The sequence below is a fragment of the Psychrobacillus faecigallinarum genome, assembly GCF_014836595.1.
In the GTDB taxonomy this organism is placed as follows: domain Bacteria; phylum Bacillota; class Bacilli; order Bacillales_A; family Planococcaceae; genus Psychrobacillus; species Psychrobacillus faecigallinarum.
In genome coordinates, this window is the sequence record NZ_JACSQO010000009.1 from 33,953 (window position 1) to 51,001 (window position 17,049).

A 17,049-nucleotide genomic window follows, 5' to 3' on the forward strand; every position below is an offset into this window, starting at 1 on the left:
GTAAATATACTTTTTATTTGTTAAATAGCTATGTGAGCCAAGCCATCTAAGTCAAACGAGGAAATAGAACTTATAAAATATTAATATTTTATAGATTGTATTTTTCTAACGCACATCGTATATTTAGTGTATCGAAATAAAATAGAGGAGGTCTTAAATATGATTCCTTGGCTTGCAGACTGGAAAAAGAAGATTGCAACGTTTAACCTGAATATCCAAATGTTTATGCTAGCGAATGTACTCATCCAGATTGGAATGGGTGTTTTTTCTGTAATGTACAATTTGTACATAAAAGAGCTTGGTTATCCTGAAACATTAAACGGAAAAATAATTGCAATGACCTCCTTGGCCTCTGCGCTTATGCTAGTCCCTGCTGGATTTTTAAGCGATCGATTTGGAAGAAAGAAAATTATTATTATCGGTGCTGTCGTTGCTTCTTTTACGTTGTTTTATCGAAGTTTAATGATTGGGGAGCAGTCTTTAATCTATGCAGCTTTTTTCACCGGCCTTTTTATGGCACTCGTCCAAGTATCAGGAGTTCCTTTTTTGGCGGAGAACTCCAAAGCGAGTGAGCGGATGCATCTCTTTAGCATTCATTTTTCTCTTATGACGGTAGCTGGTGTTATCGGAAGTCTTGGTGGAGGGGTTATGGCAGATATGCTCCATACTTTTGGAGATATTTCAGTTGTCAATTCCATTAAATACGTGTTAATTTTAGGGGCTGTTATATTCACACTTGGTCTCTTGCCACTCCTACGATTACAGACAGTGAAAGCAAAGGAAATGGCTGCTGACCAGGTAGCGGATAGCAAAGAAGGGCCAAGTGGCTTTCGTAAAAATTTAAAGATAATCATATTGTTTGGCTTTGCCAATCTACTAATTGGTACCGGCTCTGGATTGGTTATCCCGTATTTAAATTTATATTTTTCTAATCGTTTTGGAGCATCCAATTCGTATATAGGTCTTATTTTGTCGTTAGGTTCTGCTATGACTGCCATAGCTATGCTACTAGGGCCAGCTTTAGTCAAACGGGTGGGTAAGGTAAAGGCATTGGTTATCTTTCAACTGTTATCTATTCCCTTCCTATTTATAACTGGCTACACTAATTCTCTTGTGATTGCTTCTATTGCCTTTCTCATGCGCCAAGCGCTTATGAATGCTGGAAATCCTATACAGAGCGCAATAGCGATGGATTTGGTACAGGATAAATATAAAGGTCTGGCGAATTCCGTGAACCAAATGGTCTTTAATGTTGGGTGGGCCAGCACAGGGGCAATTTCAACAGGATTAGTGATGACCTTTGGATTCTACTGGGGCTATGCCTATACATTTACAATTACAGGCATTTTGTATTTAATTGCCTCCACTTATTTTTTTATTGTATTCGGAAGAAAAAAACTAGATAGTACATAAAGTAAAACAACCTATGGAAATTTCCAATAGGTTGTTTTTTCTTTTTATTTTAATGAGGCAATGTTAAAGGTGAGGGAGGCAGCTCTTCGCTCAAACGTTATTTTATAGAAAATCTATACACTTTAACATTTTATAAAAAGCTCCTGATCGCAAATTGTATGCGAGTCAAGAGCTCATTTATAGTACAACTAGCTGTTATTATGCTTTAACTAGTATTCCGCCTTCTTTTAGGTATTTTTGAATTCCTTCAGATGCACGATACGAAAGAGCACCAAGTGTGCCAGTTGGATTGAAGCAACTATTATGTGGGAATGCAGATGAACCTACCACAAATACGTTTTCAGCTTCCCACATTTGTAGGTATGTGTTAAGAGCAGATGTTGCTGGGTCAGCACCCATAATAACACCGCCTGTGTTATGTGTGTTGGTATCTTTGTTTACGTTAAATGGAGCTTGTTCTTCACTTGTATCAATAATATCTGCACCAATTTCTTCTGCAATTTTGCGCGTGATTGTTGACATGTATTTACCCATCGCACGATCATTATCTGTATACTCATATGTCATACGTAGTAATGGATATCCAAATTCGTCTTTAAATTCTGGGTCGAGATCCAGGTAATTTTCTTTATGTGGTAAAGAAGCACCTTGTGTTTTAACTGGGAAGTTTGAGTTAGCGTATTTAATAGATTTTTCTTTAAACTCCGCACCCCAGGTTGGTGTTCCAGCAGGTACACGGTTTACTGCAATTGGACGGTCCCCATATTGTGTTGAACGAATGCCAGCACCGTGTATGAAGTCCACTTCAGAATGGTCAAAGTTATCACCCATATATTCAGCAATCTCCATGCCTAATGCTCCAGCACCACCGTATAGATTAAACTCTCTGTCCTCAAAGAATAGCTGAGAACCTCCAGCTGTTATTTGATAACAGTAGTTTTTACCAATTGTTCCTTTACCTGTTTTTGGATCATAAGGAGTACCTAGACCAGAATTTAGAAGTAAACGAGCATTGTTGAATACATAGCTTGCAACTACAACTACATCGGCAGGCTGCTCAAATTTTTCTCCCGTTAGCATATCAACGTAAATAACTCCGGTTGCTTTGCCACCATTATTGGTTAATTCTAAAACATTAGAATGTGTACGAAGTTCTAGCTTACCTGTTTGTTTTGCAACCGGAATTACTGTTACAGCAGGGTCACCTTTTGCTCCATATTCACATCCAAAGTTTTCACAATATGCACAGTATTGGCATGCGCCACGAGAGATACCATCTGGATTTGTATATGCTTCAGAAAGGTTGGCTGCAGGCATAACAAAAGGTTTGTATCCTAAGCTTGTTGTTGCTTTTTCAAATTCTTTCATTAATGGTGTTTTCACTAAAGGAGGCGTTGGATATGGATTAGTACGTTTCCCCCATAGTTCTACTGTTTCCCCTGATATACCAGCCATTTTTTCGAATGTATCATAATATGGTTCCATCTCATCATAAGTTAGACCCCAGTCGCTTAGACCTTCCATCCAAGCAGGAATTTTATCGATTCCGTAACGCTCAATTGTTTTCGTACGAATTTCGAAATCATAGGGTAGGAAGCGATAAGTTTGTCCATTCCAGTGACTACCTGCACCACCAACTCCGTCTCCTACTATGAATGTACCGTATTGACGCATCGGTAAAGCTTTACCTGATAATGTATTACGATAAGTAATCGTTTCTTTTGAAAGATCCTGCATTAGCTCTGTTCGATGTTGGTAACGAAGTTCATCATGTCCCATTATATAATCAGCTGTTGTCCGGTCTTTACCCCGTTCTAATCCAACAACACTTATTCCTGCTTTCGTTAGTTCAGCTGAGACGATTCCACCAGCCCATCCCATCCCTACTACTACGACAGGTACTTTAGGTAATTTTGTAACCATTTATATGTCAGTCCCTTCAATTATTAATGTCCCATATGAGAATTTAAACTTTGTGGTTCAAGTTCGATAAATTTGTCATCTTGTATTTCAGCCACGTATTGCATACGAGAACCTGGATACTTACGCATACTCCAGCCCTCCATTTTATTATTACCACCATACATTGGGTCTGCATATACACCCTCAAGAGTTAATGTACGTAGCAAACTGAAAAACTGGGAAGAAGAAACTTTTCCGTATAATTCAACTTTACCTTCACTAAAAGCAAGAAGAACTTCATCTTGTTGAGTAGCTTCTAAATCTTTAAAGTCAAGTTCAAATTGTTCGTTACTATAGGTGTTTAAGCTATTTAAACCAGCTAGAAATAGATCTTTACGTAGAATTTTCGTTTGTGGACCTTGGTTTTCTTCAGCTTTATAAAAAGCACCTAAACGATAATCTTTTACGTTAGAACCCCATGGACCAGCCAATTGGTGATCAATATAAATAGCAGCGTTCAGTTCTTTGGCTCCAGGGCCATTTGCATCTTCAGGGAAAATACGTTCCACAGCTGCTTGAGTAACTTGGTATTGGTTTGGCGTGAAGAACATTAGAGCTACATTTGGATTAGCAGTAGGCGTTGCTGCGTGATTATGAGTTTCAGTAGTTGTTGATTTATCATCTTTTATTAAAAGACTTCCTAAAGCTCCACCTAAAACAACACCACCAACCGTCAAACCAGAATTTTTGATAAACGTACGTCTAGAAGAACGTTTGTCTAAAACGGAATTTTTATTTTCTTGTTCTGACATAATAATACCTCCCATAAATTTATGATTTTTTATTTAACTAATTAAATAAAAAAAGTGCAAAAATTATTCTTCTTTTAATGCACAATAGAGCTCCAATTATAAACAATCGTATGAAGAGCTGAAAAAACAAGTAATGAAGCTATAAAAATAGTGTATTTTCTTCCTGCCCAACAAAAAACAATGATGGCTAAACCAATTCCAGAACCTATTAGGGCAAACCAAGGGAATGGACTATTATAAAAAAAGAGTAAAAGTGCAAAATCAGCTACGAGAAAAAGGGCAAGTAGCACTTGATTGAGCAACCTCAATTCTTCTAAATTATACTGCGTCATACTTATTCTCCTTTCTTATGCGATAATTAGCACTAATTAAAAAAGATATTTTTGCATACAAAATAAACTTTTTTGTATGCAAAACAACATTATTCATTCTACTACAATCTTTAGTTGTTTGTACACATTAAAAATTATACATATGAGGATATATAATCATTAACTATTTTTGATCATCAAATTGATTGTTAATAAGAAATGTTTTGAAGAAAAAAAGTTATTCTTAATAACTGAGACAATAAATTAAGTTATTCCAGTAAAGGTCGCATTTCCAGAGTATGGCTCAGCTTTTTTTTGCAATGGCCATTTTCTTAGGGGAATAGATAATTTAGAAGAGGTTCTGAAGGTTATTACAATGGGGATTATTGCTTGAAATATATTGAAGTATACTGTGAATATAAATAAGAGATTTTATAGAAAATTATTAAAGGGATTTAAATTTGTATTTATCGCATTTGCTAGGTATGGAGTTTATTGGCATCCTATGATGTGAATAGGTTACCGTAGAAGAATAGTTCACAGAGAGACATCGACTCTGTAAGAGGAATTGCGATAGAGGTGAATTATCGAGAAAGTACTACAAATATTACTTGGACTGGCAATGGTACAGTAATGCAACAGACATACATTAGATGTACCAAATGATCAATTTGATTTTAGCAATCAATAACAAGTCACTCAATTAAAGCTTTCTTTTTTCGAAGACCCTTTTGAAGTTAAATAGCGATTCGATCAAGATAAGTATTTAAATATTATTGTTAAAAAAAATTTAGAGCGATTCAATCGTATAGTTTGAATCGCTCTAATACTGTCCTTTTCTGCCAATAATCTCTAGTGTGAAATTCATGTCTTTATATAAATGTTTGGTCATGAGTTCACCGGCAAGTTGTTCATTCTTATTCTTAATCGCATTGTAAATTTCTTCATGCTCATCTATTAAATGCGGACGATTATATATATCAAGCTTTAGGCTAAACAAATAGAAAACTGTCTGAGCTTTTTCTAATCTTTCAATCATTAAAGGATTTTGGCATTCATGTATAATTAGTTCATGAAAGCGTTGGTTTGAAGTGTATATTTTTTTTGACTGCCCTTCCATAAGCGAATTACGAGATTGCTTTATGGTGTTCTCGAGTTCTATTAACTTTTCTGTTGTCATATTTTTCGCTGCTCTTTTTGCTGCAAAACTTTCTAGTACAATGCGCATCTCATATATGTATATTAAATCTTGTGCAGTAGGACTATAGATATGTTTATTTTTAATTAAACCTTCTTGCTCTAGTCTTTTAATTGCTTCACGAATGGGTGTGCGACTAACACCGATCTCTTCTGCAAGACGTTCTTCTACGAGTTTCATGCCGCCTTTATAAGTTCCATCCAGCATACGTTCTTGAATGTACTCATAAGCCAGTTTTTGTGCATTCATTTTGTTGGAAACCATATCTTAACCCCTTGAAATTAATTTAATTAATACACATCTATTATACTTTATAATTTATTTTTTTTGAATAATATTACATCCTCCGTTACAAATTGCTTTTTTAGAATAGCGATGAGTTACGTAGCTTTGACACGAAAGGTTTCTTTTATAAGTAATGCAAGAAGGTGTTTGTTCGAGGCTAATAGATACAAGCATGAGAATTTATTTGATATTTATTGCTTGATGGAGTTCATGTTTTTTTAAACAAATGCCCTAACTAGATTAGAGAATCTCCTAATTTTTTCATTTTACTAAAAAACAAATTTTCTGTACAATTTGAAAAATAACATAATTTCATCAGGGTAAAATTTTGGTGTAAAAAGGAGGGATGCGATTTGATTAGATTAGCTGCAGTCAGTTTATAAAAAGCAAATGATCAAATCTTTTACTAGGTTTAAGGCTAAAATAGTTTTGCCCAACGGGATAGTATATAAATTATTTCTGTCACTATGGGTACATGTATATCGCTTTATTCCCCAAAAAATTTTGGAATTCCATCTTAGAAACTTTGCTCATTTACTCAAGAAACGAATATTTAAATTATATTAAAGGGGAATTAGACATGACCACAGTTATTAAAGAAGAATCGGTTAAAAAGAAAAAATTTAGAGAAGCGCCACATCCATTTGTCATTCTGTTTACAGTTGTTATTATTATGGCTGCTTTAACTTACCTCATTCCAGCAGGGCAATACGACCGAGTAGAGGATGCGGATGGTCGGACAATTGTTGTAGATGGTTCTTACCAAACAATTGATTCAAGTCCAGCAGGTTTTTTAGATATATTTAATGCTATACATAAAGGAATGGTTCAAGCTGCTCCAATTATTTTCTTTATTTTTATGGTGGCTGGCTCATTCAATCTATTTAGAGAGTCCAAGGCAATTGAAGGTGCATTTGGTTCCTTGTCTACTAAAATGAAAGGGAAAGAAATGCTAATTATCCCGGTAGTGATGATGTTTTTTGGAGTTGCTGGGGCAGCTGTAGGAATGTTTGAAGAGGCACTTCCCTTTATTATGATTTTAGTACCGATTGCAATAGTTATGGGATTCGATTCAATTGTAGGGGCAGCAATGGTTATTGTTGGCGTATCTGCTGGTTTTACAGCAGCATTCATGAACCCATTTACAATAGGGGTTGCTCAAGGAATTGCAGAGGTTCCAATTTTTTCAGGAATGGGCCCGCGTATAGGCTTTTGGGTTGCTTTCATGGCTATATCCATTGGGTACGTTATGATTTATGCAAATAAAATTAGGAAAGATCCAACGAAGAGTATTATGTATGAGGAAGACAAAAACCGAAATATTGATATAGAAGCTATGCAACAGGATAAAATTACTAAAACACAGGGAATTATTATAGGGGTTCTAGTGTTAACACTAATAGGTCTGGCATTTGGAGTATTAAAATTTGGATGGTTTATAACGGAGATTTCAGCTTTATTTTTGATAATGGCAATTGTTATAGGTTTAATTAATCGATTGAATTTTAATGAGATTACTAAATCCTTTGTTCGAGGCTGCGAAGAAATAGTAGTAGGGGCATTAGTGGTTGGTTTTGCTTACGGGGCATTAGTCATTTTAAACGATAGTAACACCATTGATACTATCTTATATGGAATTACTAATTTAGTAGAGAAATTTCCTTCAAGCTTAACAGCAATCGGTATGTATATCATGCAGACCGTGTTAAATCTTATTGTTACGTCCGGGAGCGGTCAAGCAGCATTAACTATGCCGATTATGGCGCCTCTTTCAGATTTGTTAGGTGTGAGCAGACAAACTGCTGTATTAGCTTACCAAATGGGAGATGGCATCACGAATATTATCGCACCAACTAGCGGACTTATATTGGCAGCCTTAGCGATGGCTAAGATTTCTTACGGTAAATGGGTTCGCTGGCTATGGCCACTAATTTTGATTCAATTTATAATGGGAGCAATATTTATAACTGTGGCACATATTTTCTTTTGGCCAGCTTGATGCAGTGCGTTTGTTATTTAGGAGGTTTAAGAAATGGAAAAACTATTTAATAGATTAGTAGAAATTTATCCTGAGTTAGTTGATTTTCGAAGAGATTTACATATGCATCCAGAGCTTTCTCATGAAGAGGTAGAAACACCAAAAAAAATTGCTGCTTACTTAAGAGAACTAGGGTTAGAGGTTAGAACTGAAGTTGGCGGAAGAGGAGTTTTAGGCTTTTTAAAGGGAGGTAAACCGGGTAAAACTATCGCACTTAGAGCAGACTTTGATGCTCTTCCAATTCAGGACGAAAAAGAAGTAGCATACAAATCGAAGGTACCAGGAGTTATGCATGCATGCGGGCACGATCTTCATACATCTGCTCTTTTAGGTGTAGCAAAGGTACTAAGTGAGCGGAAAGAAGAGGTTCCAGGTATTGTTGTTTTCTTACATCAATTTGCTGAGGAGGTCACCCCAGGCGGCGCCGAATATATGATTAAGGATGGTTGTTTGGATGGTGTGGATGTTATCTATGGAGCACATGTAATGTCATTGCAGCCCTATGGAAAGTTTAGCGTAATAGAGGGGTATGCTTCCTCTGCCCAGGATGATTTTTATATAACTATCCATGGGAAAGGAGGACATGGCGCTTCTCCTCATGAAACAATTGACGCCTTAGTGACAGGGAGCCAGCTAGTAGTAAATTTACAACAAATAGTAAGCCGTAGAGTCGACCCTTTAAAGGCTGCAGCTATCACAGTAGGTTCATTTCAAAGTGGAAGCACTACCAATGTTATTCCCGATACTGCCTTTATCAAAGGTACAGTTAGGACCTATGATGAGGATGTTCGTGTCATGATAGAGCAAAAACTAGAACAGATAGTAAAAAGCACATGTGAGGCTGCTGACGCTACATATGAGTTAAAATATGTGAAGGATTGCCCTTCCATCTACAACGATCCAGCCGAAACAAAACGCGTGGAGAAAGTGGCAGGCTATGTCGTCGGAGAGCAAAACATTATTCCAGGAAAACCGATGAATGGCAGCGAGGATTATGCCTACTATCAACAAAAAATTCCGGGAGCCTATTTTATCATTGGCGGTGGTAACGAGGAATTGAAGGCAACTTACCCACACCATCATCCTAAATTTGATGTGGATGAGCGTGCAATGATAGATATAGGAAAGATGTTTATTGGAATAATTTTCGAACAATCGGACAAAAAATAAATCATATTAAAGGCCTATGCGATAAAAAGCATAGGCTTTTATATAGACCAGAAAGGAAGTCCTAACTTTCCCCTTTTGTATTTCGGAATAGACATAGGTGCTTGTGCTTTTCTTAGTCGTATACGTGGAAGAGCATTAGCTCGTGAATCATTTTTTTTACTGTTTCTTCATCAGATGGTGTCTCACCATTCCACTTAATAGAACCATCTGGCTCGTAGTTTGCTGAATATCTTTTTTGTTTGTAGAAGAAAGAAAGTGACCAGCCAGGTAGTTGTTTGTTTTCATAGAGTGGCTTAAAGCTGAAATGCTGTAACAAAGAAATCATACCTTTCATGTGAGTGAATTTGCGCGCATATACTAGTATAAATGACTAGTGAAGGAGCATCTAATTGTTTATTGAAAAGCTTGAACAAGCAATCAAGAACGAGTACGCTGATTATCATCATTATATGGATATGTATAAGCTGACAGACGATCCGTATTGGAAGGAATTCATCGAGCATGTTTATGAGGATGAAAAAAGCCATTACGAAATGTTTCAACAACTCTATTATATGCTTACAGGGAGTTTTGTTCAAAACTTACAAAAAGTACCCCCATGCACAGACTTAAAATCCTGTGCCAAGCAGTCTGTGAAAGATGAATTGGAAACAGCAGAAGTATATAAGGAAATGCTGCTTCAAATTCCTATTCAACAAGCCTATGCTCCTCTATTTTGCGCTATGCATGATGAGACGGAGCACGCAATCCGATTTTCAATGATGTACAATGCACTCTAATTGTTTTTGTGTTTCATACTCCTCTGCTATAATAATCTAGAAGCTAGAGGAAAAAGGTGAGATAGATGGGTTTTTTATGGACAATCATATTCATGGCAGTCGTTGGAGCAGCAATTGGAGCGGTTACAAATCACCTCGCCATTAAAATGCTTTTCAGACCTCATGAAGCAAAGTATATAGGATCATGGAGAGTACCGTTCACTCCAGGCTTAATACCAAAGCGTCGGGATGAGCTTGCTAAACAATTAGGAATTACTGTTATCAAGCATTTATTGACACCTGATATTTTTAAAAAGAAATACTTCAATGATTCGATGAAAATGAAAGCTAATGATTTCATTGTAAAACAGCTTAATAAAAATATATTTCAGTCAGAGAAGACGATAGACGATTGGCTAAAGCTTGCAGGTATAGAATCTGTGCCTTCTCTTGTAAATGAAAAAATAGAAGAACAGGTTGATATACAATTTAATCGGGTTAGGACAAAGTTTGAAAAGGAAACAATACGTCAAATTGCTCCACTAGATTGGCAGTTGAAGGCCGATAGCAAGGTCGGTGATATTGTTTCCTATATTCTTCAAAAGGGCGAGGAATTTTTCCAATCAGATGAAGGTAAAAGTACAGTTAAGAAACTGATTGATGATTTCCTTTCTACCAAAGGAACATTAGGTAACATGATTCAAATGTTTATGGGAGAGTCCTCTTCACTTGCTGGGAAGGTACAGCCTGAAATATTAAAGTTTCTTCGTGCCCCAGGAACAAAAGTAATGCTTGAAAATATTGTTCAAAATGAGTGGGAAAAGCTTAAGGACCGACCTTTGGCTGAGATGATGGAAGGCTTTGATTTTGATCCATTGGTGGTCAATGTAAAAGCATACTTAAAGGAACAACTTGCAATTGAAGAAAGATTAAATTATAGTTTAAACCATTACTTCCCTGGTGCCTCAGATTGGTTAGAGACTCAAATGGTACCAAAAGTAACTAATTTTGCTTTTGTCGAAGCAGAGGCAAAACTAGAGGAAGTATTACGTAAAATGAAGCTTGAGGAAATGGTTAAAGAGCAAGTTGACTCTTTCCCAGTAGCGCGATTAGAGGATATCGTACTTGGAATCTCCAAAAGAGAATTCAAAATGATTACTGTTCTCGGTGGTGTGCTCGGGGGGCTTATAGGAATCATTCAAGGCCTAATTGTATTTCTAACTAGCTAACAAAAGGCTAGGACAATGCCTAAATAAAGGAGCTTACAAACATGATTAACATTTACGATGACATTAACAAACTAGAGGCATCACTTCGCCAGACCGATCAATTCGCAAACGTAAAAGATGCAATAGAATCAGTAAAGGCCGACCCAGAAGCACTTGCTTTATTTCAAAGCTTCCGTAAAATTCAGCTTTCTTTACAAGAGAAACAAATGCAAGGTGAGGAAATCTCTGGTGAAGAGATCGAATATGCTCAAAAAACAGCACAGCTTGCTCAAACAAATGAAAAAATATTCCATATGCTACAAGCGGAAATGGCACTTAGCCAGATGATCGAAGAGATTAACCGTGTGTTGCTTAAACCTGTCCAAGAAATGTATGAAGGAATATAAAATGAAAAGGCTCTAAGCTCTTTGGCTTAGAGCTTTTTTTATTGGCTTAAAAAGAAGGAATATATGAATAAATGCCGAATTATAAAAATGAATGACTATTCACAAAGGGGATTTAAATATGTATAAAACTTTATTATTTGAACAAGAGGGTCGTATTGCAACATTAACTTTAAATAGGCCAGATGCTATGAATGCAATGGATGAAACTATGATGGAAGAATTAGCGGAGTTATTGGAGGATTTAAAAGAAAATAAATCTATTCAAGTCCTTATCATTAAAGGGGAGGGTCGTGCTTTTTCAGCTGGTGGCGATATTAAAGCAATGCTAAACGATGAAAATCCTTTAGACATAGATGCAGCAATGGATTATTTAACTCGTATCGCACTAAACCTTTATACTTTGCCTCAAATCACCATTGCTTCCGTTCATGGAGCTGCAGCAGGTCTTGGATTTAGTATGGTACTAGGTTGTGATATTATAATCGCTGAAGAAAATAGTAAGCTAGCGATGAATTTCATAGGAATCGGACTAATACCTGATGGAGGGGGCCACTTCTTCCTAAAAGAACGAGTAGGGATACCAAAGGCAAAGCAACTTATGTGGAGCGGACAATTGTTTAACGGCAAGGAAGCACAAAAGTTAGGACTAGTAGACGAGGTAGCACCAGACGGAGCTGGTCATGCAACAGCCGCAGCCTATGCACAAAAACTTATTGAATCACCGGTTGCAGCAATGATCACCTCTAAAGAAATTTTACACTTATCCAAAATTCATGACTTACAAGCAATTTTAAAAGGAGAATCAAAAGGTCAATCGGCAATGCGTAAAACAGCAGATCATAAAGAAGGTATTCAAGCATTCGTTGAAAAACGTAAACCGACGTTTAAAGGAGAATAATGAGTGTGAAAGAGTCGAGGTTAACTAACCTTGGCTCTTTTTTATTGGAGAGCTTGGTTTCGGGGAAATGTTTCGCCGCTAAACGGTTGAATGTGTGAGCATACGCTCGTAAAAAATGCGAATGCGCTCCTAAAAGTAGAATAGTGTCTCCTAAAGTGAGCGAACCCGCTCCTAAACGGGTGAAAAGTGCCCGTAAAGTGTATTTCCGCCCCTAAATCATCAAAAGGCGCTCCTAAAAGTAGAAAATTGTCTCCTAAATGAAGAGGAACCGCCCCTAAACGGGAGAAAAGTGCCCGTAAAGTGTACTTCCGCCCCTAAATTATCAAAAGGCGCTCCTAAAAGTAGAAAAGTGTCTCCTAAATGAAGAGGAATCGCCCCTAAAAGGGTTGAAAGCGCACCTAAAGTGTACTTCCGCCCCTAAACGATCAAAAGGCGCTCCTAAAAGTAGAAAAGTGTCTCCTAAAGAGAGCGGAACCACCCCTAAACGGGTGAAAGGCGCCTCCTAAAGTGTACTTCCGCCCCTAAATAATCAAAAGTCGCTCCTAAAAGTAGAAAAGTGTCTCCTAAATGAAGCAGAAGCTCCCCTAAAAAACCATCAAATCCGCACCACTTAATCCCAACACCTATATATTTTACAAATAAATTAATTTAGACTGTAACAATATGCATGTCCAAACGTTTTAGGTTAGAAGGGAGGCAAGGAAGTGAAGAAACAAAGGAAAGATGACTTAGAAACAGTCTATTTAGCTTATGCTAAGCCTCTCTACTTCTACTTACTTAAACTAACGGGATCCGATTCGATTGCGGAAGAGCTTGTTCAGGAGACCTTTTATAGAGCGACTTTGTCCTTGGATTTATATGACGGCAGGCAAGTTAAAAGCTGGCTATATAAGGTAGCTAGAAATACATATATGGATGAATGGCGAAAACGGAAGAGGTGGAAGTGGGTACCGCTCTACGATTATCTCTCTAATTCCGAGGAATATGTTAGCCCATATGGAGTGCCAGAGGAGGATTTATTGAATCAAGAAAAATCCGGTGAGATTCAAGATATATCACTGCTCCTTCCGGAAAATTATCGGACTATATTATATTTAAGAGAGTATGAGGAATTTTCATACGAAGAAATTGCAGAGACATTAGAGATTACATTAGATCAGGTTAAAGTAACAATACATCGGGCTAGACAGAGATTTAAACAGCTGGCAGATCGCCTTGGAAAGGATTTTGATAGGAGTGGAAAAGATGGAATGGAATGATGATAAAGCAAAAGCAATTGTACAAAAGCATAAAAAACGTTTTTCATGGAAATTATCTTTCAATGTCATTCGTGTGCTTTTAGGGATTTTTCTTGTATATGCTGTTTATATGATCTCAGTATCAATCATTTATGAAGCTACTAACGTAGGTAAGCGGACGGAATTTTATCAGAAATTAGCCGTTGATTGGACTTATCCAGGATATATCTCCACTAATTCAAGAAGTGGGACAAATGAAATTACTCCCTTTTTAACACAGAAGATTGACTTCCCTTTGCTGAAAATAATAGGTAAAGAGGAGTTTGCTATAACAAAGGTTAGCCTAAATAAACCTCTTATAGACGCTTATAGCACCACTACTGTTAATGAGTATTTTCCCTATAATAGTGACAAGGGCTTTAATTTTTCTTTGCCCTATAATCCTGTAACGAATGAGAAGTTAGACGAAACACAAACACCTAATGTGTGGAATCAGTTAGAGCAAATACATGAAGGAAATGTGGCTCAACTAGCTTTTTCCATAAACGATTACTACTCTCCAGAGGAATTATTAGAATTAGTTTCTCCTTATCAAATAGATGTTTTGTGGATGCCAATTTATATGGGAGAATTAAAGAATTCCATTGAAGGCGGCTGGAGTGGCAGTGAAAACGATATCTCATTAGCAAAACCCTGGGGATTATCAGGATTTAAAAAAGTAGATGCAGACTTTAATATCAATTATTCAACTAGCATTTTAAACAATCATTCAGTCAAGGAAAGCCAATCAGCAATGCTTAGGAATATGAAAATGATGCTCGACAAAGATAAAAACCTAGCGGAAACATTACTAGGAACAGCATATCTTCAAGAAAGATATGATTATCTTCAAAAAGAAGGATTCCAAGCTTACGGAGCAGTTGTGACAGGTCCAGTGAAGGAATTACGGAAGCTTAAAGAGCTAGAGGGCATTCATAGTGTTCAGCTAGGGGAAATTAAGCCGTGGAATTGGATCGAAGAATAGGAAAAGGGACTTAAACCGTTATATCGGGTTAAGTCCCTTTTTATATTACACATGAAACAATATAAGCTTGCCGGAGCTGTTAACTAAGCGATGTGTTTTGTTTCCATAGCCTTTTTCGTGTATTGCTTCTTCCCCTTGTTTCTTTGCTTCGTCGTCGTTTTCATAATTCCATGTTTCCTCGACGATTAGTTCCCCTGTTGGTTCAAATGCTGTGAATTTGTATGCTTTCATGTATCATACACCCCTTATGTATTCTTAAAATTCATTATACAACAAAAATTAAAAAATAAAAGTAAAGTCTGCTTGACATTTATTTAATAAGTAAAGTATACTTTACGTAAAGTTAGCTTTACTAAAAAGGAGGGTAACAGTGAAAAATTATGTTCGGGATAAACGAATGGAACTAGGGATGACCCAGGATGAATTATCGGAAAAGTTAGAGGTGTCCCGGCAAACTATAATTTCTTTAGAAAAAGGAAAGTATAATCCATCTATTAATTTGGCTTTTAAGCTTTCCAAATTGTTTCAATGCCATATAGAAGACATTTTCATTTACGAAGGGGAAGATTAAATGAGTGGAGAATTTGATTGGTTTACGTTTTTAATTGGATTGCCAGCGGCGATAGCAATCATGGGGATTACTTTTTTTATTTTTCGTAGAGTCGGAAAGAAGAAAAGATTATTTGATGAACGGTATAATCAAGTGCATTCAACTGCAAGATCTTATTCTTGGAAAGTCACAACATCAGCCTTATTAGTAGCATGGATGATTGTCATCATTGTGGAGGGGCCCGGATTATCATTTTTTATTATGACTGGCCTCTGGATTACACACATCGTCTCTTATGGAATAGGTGCTGCAGTAGCGGAAAAGAAAAACTAGCAAAGGAGGAATAAATCATGACTAAAGCTAAGTGGGCACTAGTGGCATCAATTTTTGCTTTAATCGGTTTACCATTAATTTTCTTAGGAATCTCTCTATATACAGGACAGTGGTATTACTTCCTATTTAGCCTACCAGCAGGGTTAACGGCAGGGATAACTGGTTTAGTTACATCTCTAGTACAAATACAAATGGAAAAGAAATAAAAAAAGGGCTATTACACATTTATTTGTGTATAGCCTTTTCTATATGATAAAATAAGAACAAATATTCTGTTTTTAGTGAGGTGTAGTAGAATGGCAGCTATTCGGTTTTTACATGTGGCAGATTTACATTTAGACAGCCCCTTTAAAGGATTATCATCTATCCCTAAAAATAGATGGCAGGAAATTAGAGAAAGTACATTTCATGCCTTTAATAATGTTATTCAGCATGCTTTGGCAACTAAGCCGGACTTTGTTTTAATAGCCGGTGATATTTATGATGGAGAAAATCGTAGTCTGCGAGCTCAGCATTTGTTTCAAAAGGGAATGGAAGCTCTTGGAGAAGGCGGAATACCGGTTTTTATTTGTCATGGAAACCATGATCATTTGAGTGGAAGCTGGGTTCGTTTTCAGATGCCAGAGAACGTAGAGGTATTTGGACGAGATGTAGAAACAAAAACACTTAATGTTAAAGGCGAGACTGTACACATTTCTAGTTTTAGCTATAAGGAACGCCATATTCGAGAAGCAATGCATACCTATTTCCCAAAGGCAAATGGTCAGGACTTTCATATAGGAATGCTACATGGAAGTTTAGAAGGAAATAAAGAGCATGATGTCTATGCGCCGTTTCGTCAAAGTGATTTAATCGGGAAGGGGTATGACTACTGGGCGCTTGGGCATATACATAAGCGACAGGTTTTACATATGGATCCAGCAATCGTCTATCCTGGCAATATACAAAGCAGACATCGCAATGAAAGAGGGCTGAAAGGTTTCTATGAGGTAACTCTGACAAAGAACAATACAGACCTGCAATTTATCCCTTGTAGTATGTTTATCTACGATCAGCTAGAGGTTTCCTGTAAGGATATTGTCCACGCCAATGAATTGATTAGTCGGGTAGAACACCAGCTAAAAGATTATGTGGAAAGCAATGGAAACGCCATTATAGAATTAACGCTAACCGAAATTACAGAAGAGACCTTTGAAATGCTTGATACATCCTCGAGGGAGGAATGGCTAGCCATCTTTCAGGAATCTATGGATCAGCAAAATCCCTTTATCATCCTTAAGGATTTAGTTATTGACTTACCTATTAACCAACTCAATGAAACGCTGATGTTGACGGATATATGGGAAGAGTGGGACTTTACACATTGGAAGCTGGCTGTGAAGGAGTTATATCAGCATCCAAAAGGCAGTCGCTACCTTCCAAGCATAGATGAGGATTTTATTGAAGAGGTAAAAATGGAATCTAAGCAATTACTGAACAAGGCTGTAACGAGGGGAGTGTAACA

19 protein-coding genes are annotated in these 17,049 nt (G+C 37.0%); 13 read left to right on the top strand and 6 right to left on the bottom strand.

Annotated elements, in window-relative coordinates:
• The first annotated feature begins 159 nt into the window (after positions 1-159).
• The gene (locus H9650_RS15570) at positions 160-1,413 is read left to right on the top strand and encodes an MFS transporter (RefSeq protein WP_191697587.1); all 1,254 of its coding nucleotides are present in this window, start codon (positions 160-162) and stop codon (positions 1,411-1,413) included.
• A gap of 198 nt (positions 1,414-1,611) precedes the next feature.
• Here H9650_RS15570 and H9650_RS15575 read toward each other — a convergent pair whose 3' ends face one another.
• From H9650_RS15575 to H9650_RS15590, 4 genes are all read right to left on the bottom strand, one after another.
• Positions 1,612-3,336, bottom strand: a complete 1,725-nt coding sequence (locus H9650_RS15575; RefSeq protein WP_144541737.1) for a GMC family oxidoreductase — start codon at positions 3,334-3,336, stop codon at positions 1,612-1,614.
• A gap of 23 nt (positions 3,337-3,359) precedes the next feature.
• Entirely contained in the window at positions 3,360-4,127 is a 768-nt protein-coding gene (locus H9650_RS15580; protein WP_144541739.1) for a gluconate 2-dehydrogenase subunit 3 family protein, read from the bottom strand.
• Between the two features lie 74 nt (positions 4,128-4,201).
• Positions 4,202-4,459 (bottom strand): hypothetical protein, encoded by a 258-nt coding sequence (locus H9650_RS15585; protein ID WP_144541741.1) that lies wholly within the window; start codon positions 4,457-4,459, stop codon positions 4,202-4,204.
• 802 nt (positions 4,460-5,261) lie between these two features.
• Entirely contained in the window at positions 5,262-5,900 is a 639-nt protein-coding gene (locus H9650_RS15590; RefSeq protein ID WP_144541743.1) for a GntR family transcriptional regulator, read from the bottom strand.
• Positions 5,901-6,501: 601 nt separating this feature from the next.
• Between H9650_RS15590 and H9650_RS15595 the strand changes: the two genes are divergently transcribed.
• Positions 6,502-7,920, top strand: coding sequence for a YfcC family protein (locus tag H9650_RS15595; RefSeq protein WP_154310048.1), 1,419 nt, complete (start codon positions 6,502-6,504; stop codon positions 7,918-7,920).
• Between the two features lie 33 nt (positions 7,921-7,953).
• Entirely contained in the window at positions 7,954-9,129 is a 1,176-nt protein-coding gene (locus H9650_RS15600) for a M20 family metallopeptidase (protein ID WP_191697588.1), read from the top strand.
• A 112-nt stretch (positions 9,130-9,241) separates the two neighbouring features.
• Here the strand turns inward: H9650_RS15600 and H9650_RS15605 are convergent, their stop codons facing one another.
• Positions 9,242-9,445 carry a YheE family protein gene (locus H9650_RS15605; RefSeq protein WP_144541784.1) on the bottom strand — a complete coding sequence of 68 codons (204 nt, stop codon included), beginning with the start codon at positions 9,443-9,445 and terminating at the stop codon, positions 9,242-9,244.
• Between the two features lie 73 nt (positions 9,446-9,518).
• Here H9650_RS15605 and H9650_RS15610 point away from each other — a divergent pair, with 73 nt between their 5' ends.
• From H9650_RS15610 to H9650_RS15635, 6 genes are all read left to right on the top strand, one after another.
• Entirely contained in the window at positions 9,519-9,908 is a 390-nt protein-coding gene (locus tag H9650_RS15610) for a ferritin-like domain-containing protein (RefSeq protein WP_144541749.1), read from the top strand.
• A gap of 65 nt (positions 9,909-9,973) precedes the next feature.
• On the top strand, positions 9,974-11,116 hold the full coding sequence (locus tag H9650_RS15615; protein WP_191697589.1) for a DUF445 domain-containing protein: 1,143 nt from the start codon (positions 9,974-9,976) through the stop codon (positions 11,114-11,116).
• A gap of 41 nt (positions 11,117-11,157) precedes the next feature.
• The gene (locus H9650_RS15620; RefSeq protein ID WP_151113008.1) at positions 11,158-11,502 is read left to right on the top strand and encodes a YlbF family regulator; all 345 of its coding nucleotides are present in this window, start codon (positions 11,158-11,160) and stop codon (positions 11,500-11,502) included.
• Positions 11,503-11,620: 118 nt separating this feature from the next.
• Positions 11,621-12,400 carry an enoyl-CoA hydratase gene (locus H9650_RS15625; protein WP_191697590.1) on the top strand — a complete coding sequence of 260 codons (780 nt, stop codon included), beginning with the start codon at positions 11,621-11,623 and terminating at the stop codon, positions 12,398-12,400.
• 704 nt (positions 12,401-13,104) lie between these two features.
• Positions 13,105-13,659 carry a sigma-70 family RNA polymerase sigma factor gene (locus H9650_RS15630; RefSeq protein ID WP_154310050.1) on the top strand — a complete coding sequence of 185 codons (555 nt, stop codon included), beginning with the start codon at positions 13,105-13,107 and terminating at the stop codon, positions 13,657-13,659.
• A complete protein-coding gene (locus H9650_RS15635; protein ID WP_191697591.1) occupies positions 13,646-14,662 on the top strand; it encodes an anti-sigma factor in 1,017 nt (338 codons plus the stop codon). Before H9650_RS15630 ends, H9650_RS15635 begins: the two co-directional genes overlap by 14 nt.
• Before the next feature lie 45 nt (positions 14,663-14,707).
• Here the strand turns inward: H9650_RS15635 and H9650_RS15640 are convergent, their stop codons facing one another.
• On the bottom strand, positions 14,708-14,893 hold the full coding sequence (locus H9650_RS15640) for a YhzD family protein (RefSeq protein ID WP_144541759.1): 186 nt from the start codon (positions 14,891-14,893) through the stop codon (positions 14,708-14,710).
• A 139-nt stretch (positions 14,894-15,032) separates the two neighbouring features.
• On the opposite strand from H9650_RS15640, the gene H9650_RS15645 reads away from it, so the two are divergent.
• The 4 genes from H9650_RS15645 (at position 15,033) to H9650_RS15660 (ending at position 17,047) form a co-directional block, all read left to right on the top strand.
• Positions 15,033-15,233 (top strand): helix-turn-helix transcriptional regulator, encoded by a 201-nt coding sequence (locus H9650_RS15645; RefSeq protein ID WP_144541761.1) that lies wholly within the window; start codon positions 15,033-15,035, stop codon positions 15,231-15,233.
• Entirely contained in the window at positions 15,234-15,545 is a 312-nt protein-coding gene (locus H9650_RS15650; RefSeq protein WP_191697592.1) for a DUF3796 domain-containing protein, read from the top strand. It abuts the gene before it with no gap.
• 17 nt (positions 15,546-15,562) lie between these two features.
• Positions 15,563-15,751 carry a hypothetical protein gene (locus H9650_RS15655; RefSeq protein ID WP_151113016.1) on the top strand — a complete coding sequence of 63 codons (189 nt, stop codon included), beginning with the start codon at positions 15,563-15,565 and terminating at the stop codon, positions 15,749-15,751.
• 90 nt (positions 15,752-15,841) lie between these two features.
• The gene (locus H9650_RS15660; RefSeq protein WP_191697593.1) at positions 15,842-17,047 is read left to right on the top strand and encodes a metallophosphoesterase family protein; all 1,206 of its coding nucleotides are present in this window, start codon (positions 15,842-15,844) and stop codon (positions 17,045-17,047) included.
• Positions 17,048-17,049: the final 2 nt, after the last annotated feature.